General features: G+C 60.1%; 14 protein-coding genes and 1 riboswitch. Of the genes, 3 read left to right on the forward strand and 11 right to left on the reverse strand.

The features are described from left to right. Nucleotides 1–135: 135 nt before the first annotated feature. Entirely contained in the window at nucleotides 136–1668 is a 1533-nt protein-coding gene (locus ACYZT5_RS21960; RefSeq protein ID WP_462047380.1) for an AhpA/YtjB family protein, read from the forward strand. Nucleotides 1669–1917: 249 nt separating this feature from the next. Here ACYZT5_RS21960 and ACYZT5_RS21965 read toward each other — a convergent pair whose 3' ends face one another. From ACYZT5_RS21965 to ACYZT5_RS22005, 9 genes are all read right to left on the reverse strand, one after another. After that, on the reverse strand, nucleotides 1918–2631 hold the full coding sequence (locus ACYZT5_RS21965) for a PqiC family protein (RefSeq protein ID WP_462047381.1): 714 nt from the start codon (nucleotides 2629–2631) through the stop codon (nucleotides 1918–1920). A gap of 176 nt (nucleotides 2632–2807) precedes the next feature. Further along, nucleotides 2808–5075, reverse strand: coding sequence for a DNA topoisomerase IV subunit A (gene parC / locus ACYZT5_RS21970; protein ID WP_462047382.1), 2268 nt, complete (start codon nucleotides 5073–5075; stop codon nucleotides 2808–2810). 7 nt (nucleotides 5076–5082) lie between these two features. Next, nucleotides 5083–5607, reverse strand: coding sequence for a retropepsin-like aspartic protease family protein (locus tag ACYZT5_RS21975; RefSeq protein ID WP_462047383.1), 525 nt, complete (start codon nucleotides 5605–5607; stop codon nucleotides 5083–5085). Next, nucleotides 5604–6593, reverse strand: coding sequence for an esterase-like activity of phytase family protein (locus ACYZT5_RS21980; protein ID WP_462047384.1), 990 nt, complete (start codon nucleotides 6591–6593; stop codon nucleotides 5604–5606). The genes ACYZT5_RS21975 and ACYZT5_RS21980 overlap by 4 nt, the downstream gene beginning before the upstream one ends. Next, a complete protein-coding gene (gene parE / locus ACYZT5_RS21985) occupies nucleotides 6593–8497 on the reverse strand; it encodes a DNA topoisomerase IV subunit B (RefSeq protein ID WP_462047385.1) in 1905 nt (634 codons plus the stop codon). Before parE ends, ACYZT5_RS21980 begins: the two co-directional genes overlap by 1 nt. A 69-nt stretch (nucleotides 8498–8566) precedes the next feature. Beyond that, nucleotides 8567–9175: a YqiA/YcfP family alpha/beta fold hydrolase gene (locus ACYZT5_RS21990; protein ID WP_462047386.1), complete on the reverse strand. Its 609-nt coding sequence runs from the start codon at nucleotides 9173–9175 to the stop codon at nucleotides 8567–8569. A gap of 219 nt (nucleotides 9176–9394) precedes the next feature. Further along, entirely contained in the window at nucleotides 9395–10210 is an 816-nt protein-coding gene (gene cpdA, locus ACYZT5_RS21995) for a 3',5'-cyclic-AMP phosphodiesterase (protein ID WP_462047387.1), read from the reverse strand. A gap of 99 nt (nucleotides 10211–10309) precedes the next feature. After that, entirely contained in the window at nucleotides 10310–10762 is a 453-nt protein-coding gene (locus tag ACYZT5_RS22000) for a DUF1249 domain-containing protein (RefSeq protein ID WP_282376656.1), read from the reverse strand. Next, nucleotides 10753–11370, reverse strand: a complete 618-nt coding sequence (locus tag ACYZT5_RS22005) for an NUDIX domain-containing protein (protein ID WP_462047388.1) — start codon at nucleotides 11368–11370, stop codon at nucleotides 10753–10755. The genes ACYZT5_RS22000 and ACYZT5_RS22005 overlap by 10 nt, the downstream gene beginning before the upstream one ends. A 228-nt stretch (nucleotides 11371–11598) precedes the next feature. Here ACYZT5_RS22005 and ACYZT5_RS22010 point away from each other — a divergent pair, with 228 nt between their 5' ends. After that, complete coding sequence (locus tag ACYZT5_RS22010; protein WP_462047389.1) at nucleotides 11599–12345, forward strand: RsiV family protein; 747 nt, start codon at nucleotides 11599–11601, stop codon at nucleotides 12343–12345. Here the strand turns inward: ACYZT5_RS22010 and cytX are convergent. Beyond that, nucleotides 12314–13606, reverse strand: a complete 1293-nt coding sequence (gene cytX / locus ACYZT5_RS22015) for a putative hydroxymethylpyrimidine transporter CytX (protein ID WP_462047390.1) — start codon at nucleotides 13604–13606, stop codon at nucleotides 12314–12316. The genes ACYZT5_RS22010 and cytX overlap by 32 nt on opposite strands. Before the next feature lie 144 nt (nucleotides 13607–13750). Beyond that, nucleotides 13751–15640, reverse strand: a complete 1890-nt coding sequence (thiC, locus tag ACYZT5_RS22020) for a phosphomethylpyrimidine synthase ThiC (protein WP_462047391.1) — start codon at nucleotides 15638–15640, stop codon at nucleotides 13751–13753. Nucleotides 15641–15804: 164 nt separating this feature from the next. Next, nucleotides 15805–15910: riboswitch (TPP riboswitch) on the reverse strand. Nucleotides 15911–16115: 205 nt separating this feature from the next. On the opposite strand from thiC, the gene ACYZT5_RS22025 reads away from it, so the two are divergent. Next, a complete protein-coding gene (locus ACYZT5_RS22025; RefSeq protein ID WP_462047392.1) occupies nucleotides 16116–17549 on the forward strand; it encodes a TolC family outer membrane protein in 1434 nt (477 codons plus the stop codon). Nucleotides 17550–17658 lie beyond the last annotated feature (109 nt).

Below are 17658 nucleotides of genomic sequence, written 5' to 3' on the forward strand. Positions count from 1 at the left end.
GGCGCACCCCCGCAGGTGGAAAAAAACCGCATTCTACCCACTTTCAGTGACCATCGGGCACCGTGAGCGCTTTGCCGGTCTAGGGCCTGTCGCTATACTGCGCGTCAACTTCACGGACAAAAGAGCCGAGCTCAAGTGAACCGGCCCACGCCAGTAAAAACCGATAACTTCTTTCTGCTGATCTTCCGTGCACTGCGCCACCGCCGTGTACCGATTGCATTGCGCATCGCCAGCCATAACGTGATCCTGGTCGCTCTGGCCCTGGTGATCTATGCCTGTGTGATGGGTTTGCAGTTCAAGCAGGCCATGCACGAGCAGGCGGATGCCCTGGGCGAAAGCCTGACCACCCAGACTGCCACGTCCGCCACGGAGCTGTTGGTGTCCAACGACATCCTCAGCCTCAACGTGCTGCTCAACAACCTGACCAAAAACAAGCTGGTGGCCCACGCCGCCATCTACAGCGTGGATAATCGCATCCTCGCCGAAGCCGGTCAGCGCCCCAAGCACAGCCTGCTGGGCGAAGCCGAAGGCATGTACCAGAGCAAGATCACGTTCCAGGACGTGACCGCCGGGCAACTGCGCATCAGCCTGGACATGGATCAATTCCAGCAGCCGATGACCATCAGCCTGCAAAGCATGGGCATTTTGAGCGCGATACTGCTGGCGCTGTCCCTGGCGCTGAGCCTGCGCCTGGGTCGGCACATCTCCACACCGCTGCTGCAATTGCGGGTGTGGCTGCGCAATATCGACGAATACACCCCGGCCACCGAGCGTCAGGATGAGATCGGTGACCTGGCTCGCCAGCTGCACGCCAACTTCGCACCTGAGCCGGCCGAGCCGGAACCGGAGCCTGAACCCGAGTTCGACGACAGCGATTACGACAGCGACGATGCCGATCCGGCCTTCGAAGTGCGTAACCTGCGCGATCCAAGCTTTGACGAAACCCGACCGGTGGCAGGCCTCAAGCCCGCTCCCCGGCAAGTTGTCAGCACTGTCGAAGACGATGAGGACGACGAAGATCCGTTTGCCGACCTGCGCGATGACTCGGCAAACAGCACGCCGAAGCCGGCAGCGAAACCCCAGGTCTCGAACGTTCCGCAGCACAGCGCGGTGCTGGCCGTGCAACTGGGCGCTCAGGATCAGCTGCGTCGCCTGCCCCGCACACGTCTGGAAGAATTGCTCAAACGCTATCGCGACTGCCTCGATCAGGCCGCCTCGCTCTACCAGAGCGAACTGCACACCCTGAACGATGGCAGCACGCTGATGCTGTTCCACACCGAAGACAGCGGCGACGACTACCTGACCAACGCCATCTGCTGCGGTGAGTTGTTGCGAGCTCTGGGCCATCAGTTGCAGATCGAAGTCGCCGACAGCGGCATCACCCTGCAATTGCAGCTGGGCCTGACCCTGGGTGACGAGCTGTTCGGCCTGAGCCAGATTGATCTGCTGCTGACCGAAGCCGCTCAGGATGCGCTGGCCCTGTCGCAACACAGCCGCAACCTGCTGCTGGTGGAGCGCAAGATCGGTGACGACGCGCTGATCCGCCAGCGCGCACGGATCCGCCCGATCGCAAGCCCGGAAGGCGCTTGCTGCGTGGAGCGGCTGATGGAGCCTTATCCGTCGATGCTGGAACGGCAATTGGCGCGGATGCATGAGCGCCGGGCGTAGATCTTAGCCCCGTAACAACGAAGCCCGCACACGAGTGATCGTCTGCGGACTGATCGTTCCCACGCTCTGCGTGGGAATGCCTCCAGGGACGCTCTGCGTTCCAGCCTCACCTCAACCCAAAGCCTGGCACCGATGTGACGCGGAGCGTCACGGGCTGCATTCCCACGCAGAGCGTGGGAACGATCATCACCGAACTGCAGAAACAACAAAGCCCGCACTAGGCGGGCTTTGTCTTGGATCAATCCAGCCTCAGAACCTGAACACTTCCATATCGGTCCGGATCGGCGATGCCATTGGGATCTTCGGCTGCTTTTCCGCTTCCGCCGCTGGTGCCACAGGCTTGGCAGCCGGCTTTTTTGGCGCGTCGGCGATCGGTGGCTGATTGGCCAGTGGCTTGAGCGCCGTCGACAGTTGCTCGGCCAGACGCTGCAGCAATACACCCTGAGCCTGAACCTGAGCCGCCGTGCCACCGGCATGCTGTTCCTGCAGATGAATGATGCGGTTATCGCGAACCTGGCCCCGACGGTCGATCAGACGCCATTGCGCATCAAGGATCGCCGGTTGCGCCTCACCCGAGTCCAGACGAGTAATCGTCAGAAGAACCTGAACATCCGGCGTGAAGCCCACTGTCGCAGGCGCCAGCACCACGCGCTGACTGTCCAGGTGACCCGCTACCTGACGCAGCAACAGCTGATCGATATCGGACGACAGGCTACCCGCCCAACGACCATCAACCGAAGCTTGCAGGCTGCCATCCGGCTGTCGCTGCAACAACGTTTCGCGTTGCAGGTAATCAGCTACCGTTACCGGACCCAGCAGTACAGCCATGCCCGCGCTTTGCGCAGGCTGAGCAGGACTTCCACTGTCCAGTTGGTACAGCGACACCGGTTGGTGAACACTGCAACCCGCCAGGCCAAGAACGCCAGCGAGCATCAAAATAAAAGGAAGGCGCAGAGCAGTCATCGTCCCGTCCAGGTGGTTGCCACAAGGCTAACCACAGTGAAAATACTCAATAAATATGAAGAACGCTCGGCCACGCCGGCGCTTGAAAGGCCATATCATCCGTGAATATGCGTTCCGACTCCAGCGCCAAAGTGTCGATCTACGCGTTAAATCGTAGATCGAGCGCTCTAGGACGCTTAATTGAGGTTTTCGACGAGCAGCGCATCTACCCTCTGAAAGCCACGTGGCAGCTTGTTACCACGACGCCCACGCTCACCTTTGTAGTGTTCGAGGTCGTCCGCTTTCAGTGACAAGGTACGTTTTCCGGCCTGTAGCACCAACGTGGCGCCATCCGGCAGTACCGCGATGTCCGTGACATATTCTTCGCGACTGGCTACACGCTCACCGGAGATCCCGATGATCTTGTTGCCTTTGCCCTTACCTAATTGTGGCAGATCGCTGATCTTAAAGATCAGCAGGCGACCTTCGGTGGTCACCGAGGCCAGCCAGTTCTGCTCACGATCGGCCACCGGACGCGGCAGAATCACCTTGGCGTTGTTCGGCAGGCTCAACAGCGCCTTGCCCGCCTTGTTCTTGGCCTGCAGGTCTTCACCCTTGACCACGAAACCGTAACCGGCGTCGGAGGCGATCACGTACAGCGAGTCGTCTTCCGGCATCAGCACGCATTCGAAGCTCGCCCCTGGTGGCGGCGTCAGACGACCGGTCAGTGGTTCGCCCTGGCCACGGGCCGATGGCAGCGTGTGTGCGGCCACCGAATAGCTGCGACCAGTGGAGTCGATAAACACGGCGAACTGGTTGGAGCGACCGGGCGCCAAGGCCTTGAAACCATCCCCGGCCTTGTAGGAAAGCCCGGTGGCGTCGATTTCGTGCCCTTTGGCAGAGCGAACCCAGCCTTTTTCCGACAGGACGACGGTTACTTTCTCGTTCGGCAGCAAATCATGCTCGGTCAGGGCCTTGGCTTCGGTGCGCTCGACGATTGGCGAGCGACGGTCGTCGCCGTAGGTTTCGGCGTCCTTGATCAGTTCGGTGCGTACCAGTTTTTTCAGCTTGGCTTCGCTACCCAGCAGGGCTTGCAGCTTGGCCTGTTCCTTGAGTAGTTCATCCTGCTCGGCACGCAGCTTCATTTCTTCCAGTCGCGCCAACTGACGCAAACGGGTGTCGAGGATGTAGTCGGCCTGGATTTCGCTCAGAGCGAAACGCGCGATCAACGCGGCTTTTGGGTGCTCCTCGGTGCGGATGATGTGAATCACTTCATCCAGGTTGAGGTAAGCGATCAACAAACCGTCCAACAGGTGCAGGCGACGCTCGACCTTGTCCAGGCGGAATTGCAGGCGTCGACGCACGGTGTTGACGCGGAACTCCAGCCATTCCACCAGCAACGCACGCAGGTTTTTCAGCTGCGGCTTGCCGTCCAGACCGATGATGTTGATGTTGACCCGGTAGCTCGACTCCAGCTCGGTGCTGGCGAACAGGTGTTGCATCAGCGCATCGTGGTCAAAGTTTTTGCGCGCCCCCGGAATAATCACGATCCGGCACGGGTTTTCGTGGTCGGACTCGTCTCGCAGGTCAGCGATCTGTGGGGCCTTGGACGGCTTGGCCTGCATCATGGCCGCGATCTGTTCCAGCACCTTGGCGCCCGAGACCTGATGCGGCAGCGCGGTGACGATGATGTCGCCGTCTTCAATGTGGTACACGGCGCGCATGCGCACCGAACCGCGACCGGTTTCGTAGATTTTCAGCAGGTCGGCGCGCGGCGTGATGATTTCTGCTTCGGTCGGGTAATCCGGGCCCTGGATGTGTTCGCAGAGCTGTTCGACCGTGGCTTTGGGCTCATCGAGCAAACGCACGCACGCTGTCGCGACTTCGCGCAGGTTGTGCGGCGGTACGTCGGTGGCCATGCCCACGGCGATGCCGGTGGTGCCGTTGAGCAGGATGTTCGGCAAACGCGCCGGCAACACCAGCGGCTCGTCGAGTGTACCGTCGAAGTTCGGGCCCCAGTCCGCAGTGCCCTGGCCCAGCTCGCTGAGCAGCACTTCGGAATAACGCGACAGCCGCGCCTCGGTGTAACGCATGGCGGCGAAGGACTTGGGATCATCCGGCGCACCCCAGTTACCCTGGCCGTCGACCAGCGTGTAGCGGTAACTGAACGGCTGGGCCATCAGGACCATGGCTTCGTAGCAGGCCGAGTCGCCGTGCGGGTGGAACTTACCGAGCACGTCACCGACGGTACGCGCCGACTTCTTGTGCTTGGAATCGGCGTCCAGCCCCAACTCGCTCATCGCATAGATAATGCGCCGCTGTACCGGTTTCAGGCCGTCGCCGATATGCGGCAAGGCACGGTCCATGATCACGTACATGGAGTAGTTGAGGTAGGCATTTTCGGTGAAGTCAGCCAGTGACCGGCGTTCTACACCGTCCAGGCTGAGATCAAGGGAGTCGCTCATGCGGGCCTCATCGGTTCGTTGTCTGGCGCAGCAGCATGGTGCCACCGCGCTGGGTAAATTCAAGTTTGTTCAGCGCGCTCATACCGAGCAACACTTGTTTGCCATCCAGGCCTGGCACGACGAGGGCGCGCACATCACGCAGCACAATGTCGCCCAGTTGCAGCCGGTCGATGCGGGTTCGATAACCCTCGGTGCGACCATTGGCCGTGCTCAGGGTCACCCCGAAGCCTTTTTCCAGCTTCAGCCATTCGGCCATTTCCGCCGGGATCGACACGTCGGTCGCCCCGGTATCGAGCATGAAATCCACCGGCTGGCCGTTGATCTGGCCGCTGGCGACGAAGTGCCCCTGATTGTTACTCGCCAGTTTCACTTCGATAAAACCTTCACCCTGCTCCGTGCTGACCACGGCATTAGGGTTCTGCTGACGCGTTTCCCACTGGCCGAAAAACCGTGTGGCCAGAAATAATGCCGCGCACCAGGCCAGCACCATAAACACCCGACCGGCGCGCTTGCCTGGCGCTTGCTGGCTCATGGCTTGGCACTCCAGCCACCGTCAGGTGCGGCAAAACGCCAGACGATCGGGCGTTTCTCGCCATCGGCGCGGGCATCGTTATTGTTGTCGGTGCCAATCCACGCGCCCTCTGCGTCGATAACCAGCGCTTCGGTCAGGCCGTAGGGATCTGAATAACGGCGATGTGCCTGCAAGGCTTCATCGGCAAACGACCAGCAGCGCTCGACCTTGGCCGTCACCGAATCACGGCGGCAGATCTGGAAGGCGTTGCGTTCAAGGGTGAACAGCTTGCCGTCGAACAGCGATAGATCGGCAAAGTCCCGAGATACCGCTTTGGCTCGGGGAAACTGCGCCGGCTGCATTTCTTTCCCCGCTTCGCTCACCAACACGCAAGCGCCATCGCAATCCCAGACCGTCTGTTTGCGCTTGATCAGCAGCAAACCACGACTTTGACGCTCGGCGGCGAGCCATAACTGATCACCCGCCGGATTGATCGCCAGGCCCTCGAACAGCGCATTGAAGTGCAACAGCATGCCACTGGCCCGTGCTTCGCGGACCAGCATCGGCGAGATCTTCAGCCAGGACGTCGGCCCAACCGGCGGCACTTGCAGAATCGCCGCATGGGATTCGCTGACGATGTAGCGATTACCGGCGCTGTCGCAGGTGATGCCTTCAAAATCCAGGTCCCCGCCCCGGAAAAACGACGCCACCCAGGTCCGAGAACGCAGCCCCCAGGGCAAACCGCTGTCAGGCACCGGTGGTACGCCGATGCCCACGGTCTCAGCCTGCCAGACCGTGTCGCGGGTATCGAGGCGGTAAATCTGATCATCGTCTCGATCGGACACCGTCCACAAATCCTTGCCACACTGGGCCAGCCCCGACAAGTTGCCGCCGCGCATACCGTCAACGGGATGCTCGGACAACAAGCGCAGTTCCGGCACCGGTTCGGCAAACGCCGTCACCGAGGTCAGAAGTAACGCACACGCCAGGGCAAAGCCAACCTGCATCAGCCAAGAACCTCGGCCAGGTTGCCTTTGGATTCCAGCCAGGATTTGCGATCACCCGCGCGTTTCTTCGCCAGCAGCATGTCCATCATTTCCGAGGTCGCTTCGAAATCATCCAGCGTCAGCTGCACCAGACGCCGAGTGTTCGGGTCCATGGTGGTTTCGCGCAGCTGCGGCGGGTTCATTTCACCCAGACCTTTGAATCGTGTGACCTGCGGCTTGCCACGTTTTTTCTCGGCCACCAGACGATCGAGGATGCCATCGCGTTCGGCTTCGTCCAGGGCGTAGTAAATCTCTTTGCCCAAGTCGATACGGTACAGCGGCGGCATGGCGACGTAGACGTGACCGGCATCCACCAACGGGCGGAAATGCTGGACGAACAACGCGCACAGCAAGGTGGCGATGTGCAGACCGTCGGAGTCGGCGTCGGCGAGGATGCAGATCTTGCCGTAACGCAGCTGGGCGATGTCCGCCGATCCTGGATCGACACCGATGGCCACGGCGATGTTGTGCACTTCCTGACTGGCCAGCACTTCGCTGCCGTCGACTTCCCAGGTGTTCAGAATCTTGCCGCGTAGTGGCAGGATCGCCTGGAACTCTTTATCCCGCGCCTGCTTGGCCGAACCGCCAGCGGAATCACCTTCCACCAGGAACAGCTCGGAACGCATCGGGTCCTGCCCAGCGCAGTCGGCGAGTTTGCCCGGTAGCGCCGGACCTTGAGTGATGCGTTTGCGCTCGACCTTCTTGCTCGCTTTCAGGCGACGGCCGGCGTTGTTGATCGCCAGTTCCGCGAGCTGCATGCCCAGCTCAGGGTGAGCGTTGAGCCACAGGCTGAACGCGTCCTTGACCACCCCGGAAACGAACGCGGCCGCTTCACGGGATGACAGACGCTCTTTGGTCTGGCCGGAGAATTGCGGCTCCTGCATCTTCATCGACAGAACGAAAGCGATGCGCTCCCAGACGTCTTCCGGTGCCAGCTTCACGCCGCGTGGCAGCAGGCTGCGGAATTCGCAGAACTCACGCATCGCGTCGAGCAAGCCCTGACGCAGACCGTTGACGTGGGTACCGCCCTGCGCCGTCGGGATCAGGTTGACGTAGCTTTCCTGAACGCTGTCGCCACCTTCCGGCAACCACAACAGCGCCCAATCGACCGCTTCTTTATTACCGGCCAGGCTGCCGCAAAACGGTTCGTCCGGCAGGCGTTCAAATTCGCTGACCGCGTCGACCAGGTAGGAGCGCAGGCCGTCTTCGTAATGCCATTCGACTTTCTCGCCGGTGGCCTTGTCTTCAAAACTGACCAGCAGCCCGGGGCACAGAACGGCCTTGGCCTTGAGCACGTGCTTGAGGCGGCTGATAGAGAATTTCGGTGAATCGAAGTACTTCGGGTCCGGTGCGAAGAACACGCTGGTACCGGTGTTGCGCTTGCCGACGGTGCCGATCACTTCCAGTTCGGTTTTCTTGTAACCATTGGCGAAGGTCATCTGGTATTCGTTGCCGTCACGCTTGACGCGCACCCGGACTTCGTTCGACAAGGCGTTGACCACGGAAATACCTACCCCGTGCAGACCGCCGGAGAACTGGTAGTTCTTGTTGGAAAACTTGCCGCCCGCGTGGAGCTTGGTGAGGATCAGCTCGACGCCCGAAACGCCTTCTTCGGCGTGGATATCCACCGGCATGCCGCGGCCGTCATCGCTGACTTCCAGGGAGTGATCGGCGTGCAGGATGACCTGCACCGAGGTCGCGTGCCCGGCCAAGGCTTCGTCGACGCTGTTGTCGATGACTTCCTGGGCGAGGTGGTTCGGCCGACTGGTGTCGGTGTACATGCCGGGGCGTTTGCGCACCGGGTCGAGGCCCGAGAGGACTTCGATGGCGTCTGCGTTATAAGAGCTAGCGCTGGGAGTGGCCATGGGGTCTCGTCGTCCGCCTGTAAAAAGTGTTCTGTGAAAAAGAGTGTTCTGTGAAAAAGAGGCGACAAATCACAGTGCAGTGAAATCGATCGCCTGATACAAATCTGCGCCGATGCCGGCAAAACTCAGCATTGCCGGAAGTTGCGCGGCAAACCCCTGGAAACTATGGTCACCGCCGGCCTGGATGCGCAAGGCACAGGCCCGGTAGTACTGCTGGGCGAGGCGGTAGTCCAGCGTTTCGTCGCCGGTCTGCAACCACACCTGATACCGCTGCGGGTCCTGGGGCGCCGGCACTTCCAGCTCGGCCAGGGCCGTCACGTGGTCGTGGGTCAATTCCCAGGCCTCATCGGTATACAGGTTTTTCTGCGTCCCCAGATACCCGTCGAACATCCGGTGCGGGCTGACGGCTGGGTTGATCAACAGGGCCTTGAGGCCATGGCGCTCGGCCAAGTGAGTCGCATAGTAGCCGCCGAGTGAGCTGCCGACCAGCAGTGGCCGCCCAAGCTCCTCAATCGCCTTGTTTAGCTGACCGATGGCCTCACGCGGATGGTGATGCAAGGCCGGAACGCGCAACTGATCGCTCAAGCCCAGACGCTCCATCACATTCATCAACTGACAGGCCTTTTTGGAGGCAGGCGCGCTGTTGAAACCGTGGATATATAGGATCGAACCGGACATTTGAGCTCCCTGTGCGTCGGGTAAAGAGGCGCAGTTTACAGGGTGTCGGGGGGGATCGGGGATATCCTCGGGATTACAGGCGCCTGAACTGACGCTTTCGTCGGAACGCCGCCCGGAGCCGGCTCGCTCCTACATTGAATCTGCGTCGCTCACAAATCCCCTGTGGGAGCGAGCCTGCTCGCGATGGCCGCGACTCGGTCTTACTGAGTGACAAATAAGTCAGTAGCCTTCGGAACCATAATCGACCTTAAAGTCGAACCCGGTGACGCGTTCCACGCCGGTTTCAATCTGGCCATCTGGCAACAGCCGCAACCAGCGGTACCCTGGGGCTTGGTCACTGACTTTGAAATCATCACTGCCCGGTTCGAACTGAATACACGTCGAAGGCGAAGCAATCAAACGCACGCCATTGCGAACCTGGTCGATCTCTTGATGCACATGCCCCCACAAAACAGCGCGAACCTGCGGAAAACGATCGAGCACCGCAAACAACGCCTCAGGATTACGCAACCCGATCGGCTCCATCCACGCACACCCGATCGACACCGGATGATGATGGAAACACACCAGATGATGCCGCTCCGGCGCCTCACTCAACGAGCGGGCCAGCAACTGCAGCTGCTCATCCTGCAAATACCCCGGCACCGAACCCGGCACGGCCGAATCGAGCAACGTGACGCGCCAGTTACCAACATCCACCACCGGCTCCAGCAACGCACTCTGCACGGCCGCTTCGGCCATGATCTGCGGCTCATCATGATTGCCGGGAATCCAGCGCGCCGGCGCATCGAGCTGCCGGGTCAGGTCGCGAAACTGCTGATACGACTCCAGCGTCCCGTCCTGAGACAAATCACCGCTGGCGATGATCAGATCAATCTGTGGCTGCTGAACCCGCACCAGCTCGATGACTTTTCGCAGGCTGTCACGGGTATTCATGCCCAACAACGTCCCGTCCGTCTCGGCAAACAGATGACTGTCGGAAAGTTGCACCAGCAACGCCGAATCGGCGGTGGTCAATGTGGATACGCTCGGCAAGGCGTTCTCCCAGGGCTGAATCACGGGATTGGATGAGTGCCGCAATTATGCTGGGGGACGATCAAAAGGGGAAACCTGTGAACCTGAAGCAGTTCACATCTATCGAACGACGGCGTACTCATGTCCGCAGGCCAGGCAATGGCTGAGCCATTCGCCCAAGAACATATTCAGCTGGGCCTTTTCGTCCGGCTGATGCATTGAGGCATTCGGGTAAGGATAGATGCCGCGAAAGCGTCGCGCATGTTCGGCGCTGACAACTTCGGCCATGCACGCGTCGTGATAGACCTGCACTTCCAGTTGCGGCACCGGCAGCCACGGCAGGCTGTGTTCCTGGCGCACCTGCAAGGTCGTGGTGTACGGACAGACCTGCAGCACTTCGAGGGCCAGTACGCCGAGCATCTGGTCCCCGTGGGTCACGGCAATGCGCCGCGCCTGCGGCTCGTTGCGCATGTCCGGTAGCAGTCGCATCAGGCGCGCGTAGTTGGCCTCGCAGGAGGCTTGCAACCCCACAAGGTCGACCCGATAGCGATCGCGCAGTTTGTTTACGACCATAACCCCCTCACTTCAGCACGGTTCAAAGCAAGCCATTGCAAAGCAATGATGCTGGCCGCGTTGGCAATTCGTCCATCACGTACGGCTTGCAGGGCATCTTCGAAGGCCCAGACCGTGACGCGGATATCTTCTGCTTCTTCCTCCAGCCCATGCAGGCCGCCGACCCCGGTACTGTCGCAGCGCCCCAGGTACAAATGCACGAATTCATTGCTGCCGCCCGGCGATGGAAAATATTTGGTCATCGGCCAGAGCGCCCCGAACACAAGCCCAGCTTCCTCCTGCGCTTCGCGGTGAGCAACTGCTTCCGGTTCTTCATCCTTGTCGATCAGACCAGCGACCAGTTCGATCAGCCATGGATTGTCGGTTTTGCCCATGGCACCGACGCGAAACTGCTCGATCAACACCACTTCGTCGCGCTGCGGATCGTAAGGCAGTACGCACACCGCATCGTGGCGAACAAACACTTCACGATTGATCTCGCGACTCATGCCACCGGCGAACAATTCGTGGCGCAAGTGCACGCGATCGAGCTTGTAAAAGCCCTCGTAGCACTTTTCGCGCCGAACGATCTCAACGGCGGTCGGAATGGCGTTGGCAAAATCAGTCATGACTATCCTCTTTACTGCAAATCCGTTACGAGGCTCCTTTTTGTTACTTGCAACCTCGACTTCGCGCCATCCTAACGCGCCCGCGACGTTTGATGCAGCCCCTTTCCAGTCAGCGGGATAGACGGTGAGGGCGAAACCAACTCTAATTAGCTTAGTGGCGAACTGACTGCTTCGTTGAGAGTCGAAGCGGATAACTTTTCGCCTTTCCCTGTTTTATGAAGGACGCCCATGTCGCTTTTTAAAATCGCCTCCGTGGCTGCAATCGCCCTGACTCTGGGCGCATGCCAGAGCCTGTTCCAGCCCAACTACCGGACGCCGCTGGAAACCACCCGCGATGCCTCGGAACAGTTGAAACCTGGCTGCACCACGCCCGATTGCCCGTTGGTAAACATTGATACGCTGCGCTTCCCGGCCGAACCGCAGTTGGACGGCATCGTCGAAAAACGCCTGCTGCAAATGACCCGCACCTCGCCCGACGCCCCGGTGGCGCCAACGCTGGCAGCGTATCGCGAACAATTTTTGAGCAGTGCCGGCCCGCGCTACAGCAGCTACTTGCAAGCCAAGGTACGTGAGCAGCATGACGGCTTGGTGATCGTTGAATTCTCCAGCTACCTGGACACCGGCGGTGCCCATGGCACACCGGGGCGCAGCTTCATCAACTATTCACGCCAGCAACACAAAGTGCTGACGCTGTCGGACATGTTGGTGCCTGGGCAGGAAGAGGCGTTTTGGAAAGCTGCGCAGGTGGCGCACAACAGTTGGCTGATCAGCACCAAGCTCGATCAGGAACCAGAGTTCCTGAAGAACTGGCAATTCCAGAAAACCCAAAACGTGGCGCTGACCTACGGCGGCGTGATCCTCAAGTACGAAACCAGCACCATCGCGCCTTACGCGCTGGGCCACATCGAACTGAAGATCCCTTACCCTCGCCTGAACGGCATTCTCAAGCCCGAGCTGTTTCCTGGCCGTAACTGAAGGCCCGACCCAGAATGAGCTGCAGCAGCCCTGCCAGAATCAACGCCGGCAGGGTTGCGCCGATGTCCGGATACAGATTAGCCAGCAAATGATAGGTGCTCACCCCGCCCAACCAGGCGAGCAACGCCGGCCAGCGTAATGCGGCTGACGCCACGCGAGCACCGCGCTTGCGCAGGATGAAGTGATCCACCAGCACCACGCCGAACAGCGGCGCAAACACCGAACCGATCAACAGCAGGAAGTTCTGATACTGGGCCAACGGCGCCAGGCACGCGATCAGTGTGCAGATCACGCCAATCGCCAGCGCAAGATGCTCAACCTTCAAGCGCAGCAAAATCCCGCTGGAAACCGCCGCCGAGTGAATATCGGCAAAGGCATTTTCCGACTCATCCAGCAGGATCAGCAGCAGCGGAATCCCCAAACCGGCACCGGCCAATGCCAACAGCAAGGCATTCACTTCACCGCTCGGCGCAAACGCCAGGGTGTAAGCCACACCGAGACTCATCAGCCAGAAGTTACCGATAAAGAAGCCCAGCGCCGTACCGCCGAACACGTTTTTCGCACGCTTGCCGAAACGCGAGTAGTCGGCAATCAGTGGCAGCCACGACAGCGGCATGGCGATGGCAATGTCGAAGCCCACGGCGAACGACATCGAACCGTCACCGGCCTGCGCCCACAACGCTGTCAGATCGGCTTTGGCAAACAGGTTCCAGGTCAGCCAGATGCACGCGGCCAGCAGCAGCCAGATGCCCCACTTGCGCAGGATCTGCCGCACGAACGTCAGCGGACCGCTGATGGCCAGCAAGGTTGCCAAACCACCAAAGAACACGGTCCAGAGCAGCGGATTCGACAGCAGACTGCCTTCACTGAACGCCCGCGCGCCGAGCAGACTGGCGGCGTCGCGCATGACGATGATTTCGAACGAACCCCAACCGATCAGTTGCAGCAGGTTCAGCACGGCCGGCAGGCTCGCGCCTTTTGCACCGAGGCTGAGTTTGAGCGCGGCCATCGACGACAGACCGGTGTCGCTGCCGATCACGCCAACGGCGGCCAGCAACAGAACGCCAACCAGGGTGCCGAGAAAGATGGCCAGCAACGAGCCGGACAGGCCCAGACCTGGCGCGAGCAATGCACCGGTCTGCAGGACCATCAGGCCGATGCCGAGGGAGAACCACAGGGAAAACAGATCGCGGCCGCCGAAGACACGTTTGTCGGTCGGCACCGCGATATCAGGGGAATAAGTGCTGGGTTGAATGCTCAAGGTGTTATCTCAGAGGGACATTTGTTGTGATCGTTCCCACGCTCTGCGTGGGAATGCAGCCCGGGACGCTCCGCGTCCCAAAGCGTGACGCAGAGCGTCACCGGAGGCATTCCCACGCGGAGCGTGGGAACGATCAATACGGAATCAAACCTTCTTGTACAGCTGACTGCCTTCCTGCTTGAACCGCTCGGCCTGTTCCGCCAATCCCTGGGCGACTTCAGCATCGACGGTTTCAATGCGCTGGTTGGCCGCGTATTCGCGGACTTCCTGGGTGATTTTCATCGAGCAGAATTTCGGCCCACACATGGAACAGAAATGCGCGACCTTGGCCGAATCCTTCGGCAGGGTCTCATCGTGATACGAACGAGCCGTGTCCGGATCAAGGCCCAGGTTGAACTGGTCTTCCCAACGGAATTCGAAACGCGCCTTGCTCAAGGCATTGTCGCGGATCTGTGCCCCCGGATGCCCCTTCGCCAGATCGGCGGCATGCGCGGCGATCTTGTAGGTGATGATCCCGGTCTTCACGTCATCCTTGTTCGGCAGGCCCAAGTGTTCCTTCGGCGTCACGTAGCACAGCATCGCGCAACCGAACCAGCCGATCATCGCCGCGCCGATCCCCGAGGTGATGTGGTCGTAGCCTGGCGCGATGTCAGTGGTCAGCGGGCCGAGGGTGTAGAACGGCGCCTCGTCGCAGCATTCTAGCTGCTTGTCCATGTTCTCTTTGATCAACTGCATCGGCACGTGGCCCGGGCCTTCGATCATGCACTGCACGTCGTGTTTCCAGGCGATTTTGGTCAGCTCACCGAGGGTTTCCAGCTCGCCGAATTGCGCCGCGTCGTTGGCGTCGGCAATCGAGCCCGGACGCAGGCCGTCGCCCAGCGAGAAGCTGACGTCGTAGGCCTTCATGATTTCGCAGATGTCTTCGAAATGGGTGTAGAGGAAGTTTTCTTTGTGATGCGCCAGGCACCACTTGGCCATGATCGAACCACCACGGGACACAATACCGGTCACGCGTTTGGCAGTCAGCGGAACGTAGCGCAGCAGCACGCCGGCGTGGATGGTGAAGTAGTCGACGCCCTGCTCGGCCTGTTCGATCAGCGTGTCGCGGAACAGCTCCCAGGTCAGGTCTTCGGCAGCGCCACCGACTTTTTCCAGGGCTTGGTAGATCGGCACCGTACCGATCGGCACCGGCGAGTTGCGGATGATCCACTCGCGGGTTTCGTGAATGTGTTTGCCGGTGGACAGGTCCATGACCGTGTCCGAACCCCAGCGAATGCCCCAGGTCAGTTTCGCCACTTCTTCTTCGATGGACGAACCCAATGCGCTGTTGCCGATGTTGCCGTTGATCTTCACCAGGAAGTTACGGCCGATGATCATCGGTTCCAGTTCGGTGTGGTTGATGTTGGCCGGAATGATCGCGCGACCGCGGGCGATCTCTTCGCGGACGAATTCGGGGGTGATGATTTTCGGCACGCTGGCGCCGAAGCTGTAACCGGCGTGTTGCTGATCCAGCAGGCCAGCGGCGCGAGCCACTTCAAGCTTCATGTTTTCGCGGATGGCGACGTATTCCATCTCAGCGGTAATGATGCCTTTGCGGGCGTAGTGCATCTGGCTGACGTTGGCACCGGCCTTGGCCCGGCGCGGGTTATTCACGTGAGCGAAACGCAGCTTGGTCAGCTCCGCATCGGCGAGACGTTCCTGGCCGAAGTTGGAACTCAGCCCCGGCAGACGCTCGGTGTCACCACGGGATTCGATCCACGGCGAACGCACATCGGCCAGGCCTTTGCGCACGTCGATGATGACGTTGGGGTCGGTGTACGGGCCCGAGGTGTCGTACACAACCACCGGCGCATTGATCTCACCGCCGAAGTCGGTCGGGGTCACATCAAGGCTGATTTCGCGCATCGGCACGAGGATGTCCGGGCGAGTGCCCTGAACATAGATTTTTTGCGAGCGAGTAAAAGGCTGAACCGATTGCTGATCGACCTTGGCCGAGTCACTCAGGTTGGTTGCGATTTTTGGTTTTGTAGTCATCACGGGCTCTCCAGACACATCCAGGCAGTGGATTTTTTGTCGGAGCGAACCTGTAATCGAATGGGCGCACGCGTCGCTAGAAACTAGCGGGTGCTGTGCTCAGTGCTCGAGGGGTGTTCGATTGTCGAACAACATCCCGGACGAAGCACAAGAGGACTCGCCGGGTGACGAGAAATCTTGTTCCCTACGCAGGCGCTAACCTGATCAGGTTCAACGGGATCCGAAATTATTCGATCTCAGCCTCATAGCAAGGCACCCCGACAAGAACCCGGCCAGTCTAGACACAACCGGCAAAGAACGCCAACACCGCGGTAAACACCATGATGAATGGCGCAATTACAGGATTGTTGCCATGCGTATGCCCAACTACACTCGCAACCCATGTCCCGCCTTGACGCTGCGTGCCTTGGCGATAGAAAACCTCGCGTCGAACCTTTGGCGTAAATTATCAGCGTAATTTTTCAGGGATCGCCTCATGCTGCGCAAACTCTCACTGGCCCTTGCCGTGTCTTGTGCGTCCAACGGAATGGCCTGGGCAGCAGAAGCGCCCTTATCGACCAAGACGGATCTGGTCAGCGTCTACCAGGAAGCGGTGGACAACAACGCCGACCTGGCTGCCGCTCGCGCTCAGTACGGCGCGCAGAAAGAAGTCGTACCCCAGGCCCGTGCAGGCCTGCTGCCGAACATCTCCGGCGGTGCCCAAGTAGCCAACGTGCGCACCGACCTCGATCAACCGTCGGCCGTTGCCAATCGCAGCGCCCGTTCCTATCAGGCGACCCTGGCCCAACCACTTTTCCGTGCCGATCGCTGGTTCCAGTACCAAGCCGCCAAGGACGTCAACGAACAGGCTGCACTGCAACTCTCGGCGACCGAGCAAAACCTGATTCTGCAGACCGCCGAAAGCTACTTCAACGTGCTGCGCAGCCAGGACAACCTGGCCTCGACCAAGGCCGAAGAGGCAGCGTTCAAGCGTCAGCTCGACCAGTCCAACGAGCGCTTCGACGTCGGCCTGTCGGACAAGACCGACGTGCTGCAATCGCAAGCCAGCTACGACACTGCGCGGGCCAACCGGATCGTCGCGCAGCGTCAGGTCGATGATGCATTTGAAGCGTTGATCACCCTGACCAATCGTCAGTACAACTCGATCCAGGGCATCGTCCACACCTTGCCGATTCTGCCGCCGGCACCGAACGACGCCAAAGCCTGGGTCGACACCGCCGCCAAACAAAACCTGAATTTGCTGGCCAGCAACTACGCCGTCAGCGCCGCCGAAGAAACACTCAAGCAGCGCAAGGCCGGTCACGCACCGACCCTGGATGCCGTGGCGAAATACGAGAAGGGCGACAACGACGCCCTGGGTTTCAGCAACCCGAACGCCTTCGGTACGCCTTACGGCGGTAACGTCGAGCAACGCACGCTGGCCCTGCAATTGAGTATCCCGATCTACAGCGGCGGCCTGACCACTTCACAGGTTCGCGAGTCTTACTCGCGCCTGGATCAAACCGAACAACAGCGCGAATCCCTGCGTCGGCAAGTGGTAGAAAGCACCCGCAACCTGCACCGCGCGGTGAACACCGACGTCGAACAGGTACAGGCGCGCAAGCAGTCGATCATCTCCAACCAGAGCGCCGTGGAAGCGACCGAAATCGGTTATCAGGTGGGCACGCGAAACATCGTCGACGTGCTGGACGCGCAGCGTCAGCTGTACACCTCGGTGCGCAACTACAACAACACCCGCTACGACTACATCCTCGACAACCTGCGCTTGAAGCAGGCGGCGGGCACCTTGAACCCGGGGGATTTGCAGGACCTGGCGCGTTATCTCAAGGCCGACTACAACCCGGACAAGGACTTCCTGCCACCGGATCTGGCCAAGGCAGCGGCAGAGCAACTCAAAGCCAGACCGTAAAAAGCAAAAGATCGCAGCCTCGTTTCACTCGACAGCTCCTACAGGATGAATACAAATCCCGTGTAGGAGCTGTCGAGTGAAACGAGGCTGCGATCTTTTTATTTCAAGC

This window comes from Pseudomonas sp. LB3P14, assembly GCF_054898045.1.

Excerpts from the sequence above, each read along its gene's own strand:
- parE (WP_462047385.1), bottom strand. The coding sequence starts at position 8,497 with ATGGCCACTCCCAGCGCTAGCTCTTATAACGCAGACGCCATCGAAGTC.
- ACYZT5_RS21990 (WP_462047386.1), bottom strand. The coding sequence starts at position 9,175 with ATGTCCGGTTCGATCCTATATATCCACGGTTTCAACAGCGCGCCTGCC.
- ACYZT5_RS22010 (WP_462047389.1), top strand. The coding sequence starts at position 11,599 with ATGTCGCTTTTTAAAATCGCCTCCGTGGCTGCAATCGCCCTGACTCTG.
- ACYZT5_RS21975 (WP_462047383.1), bottom strand. The coding sequence starts at position 5,607 with ATGAGCCAGCAAGCGCCAGGCAAGCGCGCCGGTCGGGTGTTTATGGTG.
- ACYZT5_RS22025 (WP_462047392.1), top strand. The coding sequence starts at position 16,116 with ATGCTGCGCAAACTCTCACTGGCCCTTGCCGTGTCTTGTGCGTCCAAC.
- ACYZT5_RS21965 (WP_462047381.1), bottom strand. The coding sequence starts at position 2,631 with ATGACTGCTCTGCGCCTTCCTTTTATTTTGATGCTCGCTGGCGTTCTT.
- parC (WP_462047382.1), bottom strand. The coding sequence starts at position 5,075 with ATGAGCGACTCCCTTGATCTCAGCCTGGACGGTGTAGAACGCCGGTCA.
- thiC (WP_462047391.1), bottom strand. The coding sequence starts at position 15,640 with ATGACTACAAAACCAAAAATCGCAACCAACCTGAGTGACTCGGCCAAG.
- ACYZT5_RS22000 (WP_282376656.1), bottom strand. The coding sequence starts at position 10,762 with ATGGTCGTAAACAAACTGCGCGATCGCTATCGGGTCGACCTTGTGGGG.
- ACYZT5_RS21980 (WP_462047384.1), bottom strand. The coding sequence starts at position 6,593 with ATGCAGGTTGGCTTTGCCCTGGCGTGTGCGTTACTTCTGACCTCGGTG.
- ACYZT5_RS22005 (WP_462047388.1), bottom strand. The coding sequence starts at position 11,370 with ATGACTGATTTTGCCAACGCCATTCCGACCGCCGTTGAGATCGTTCGG.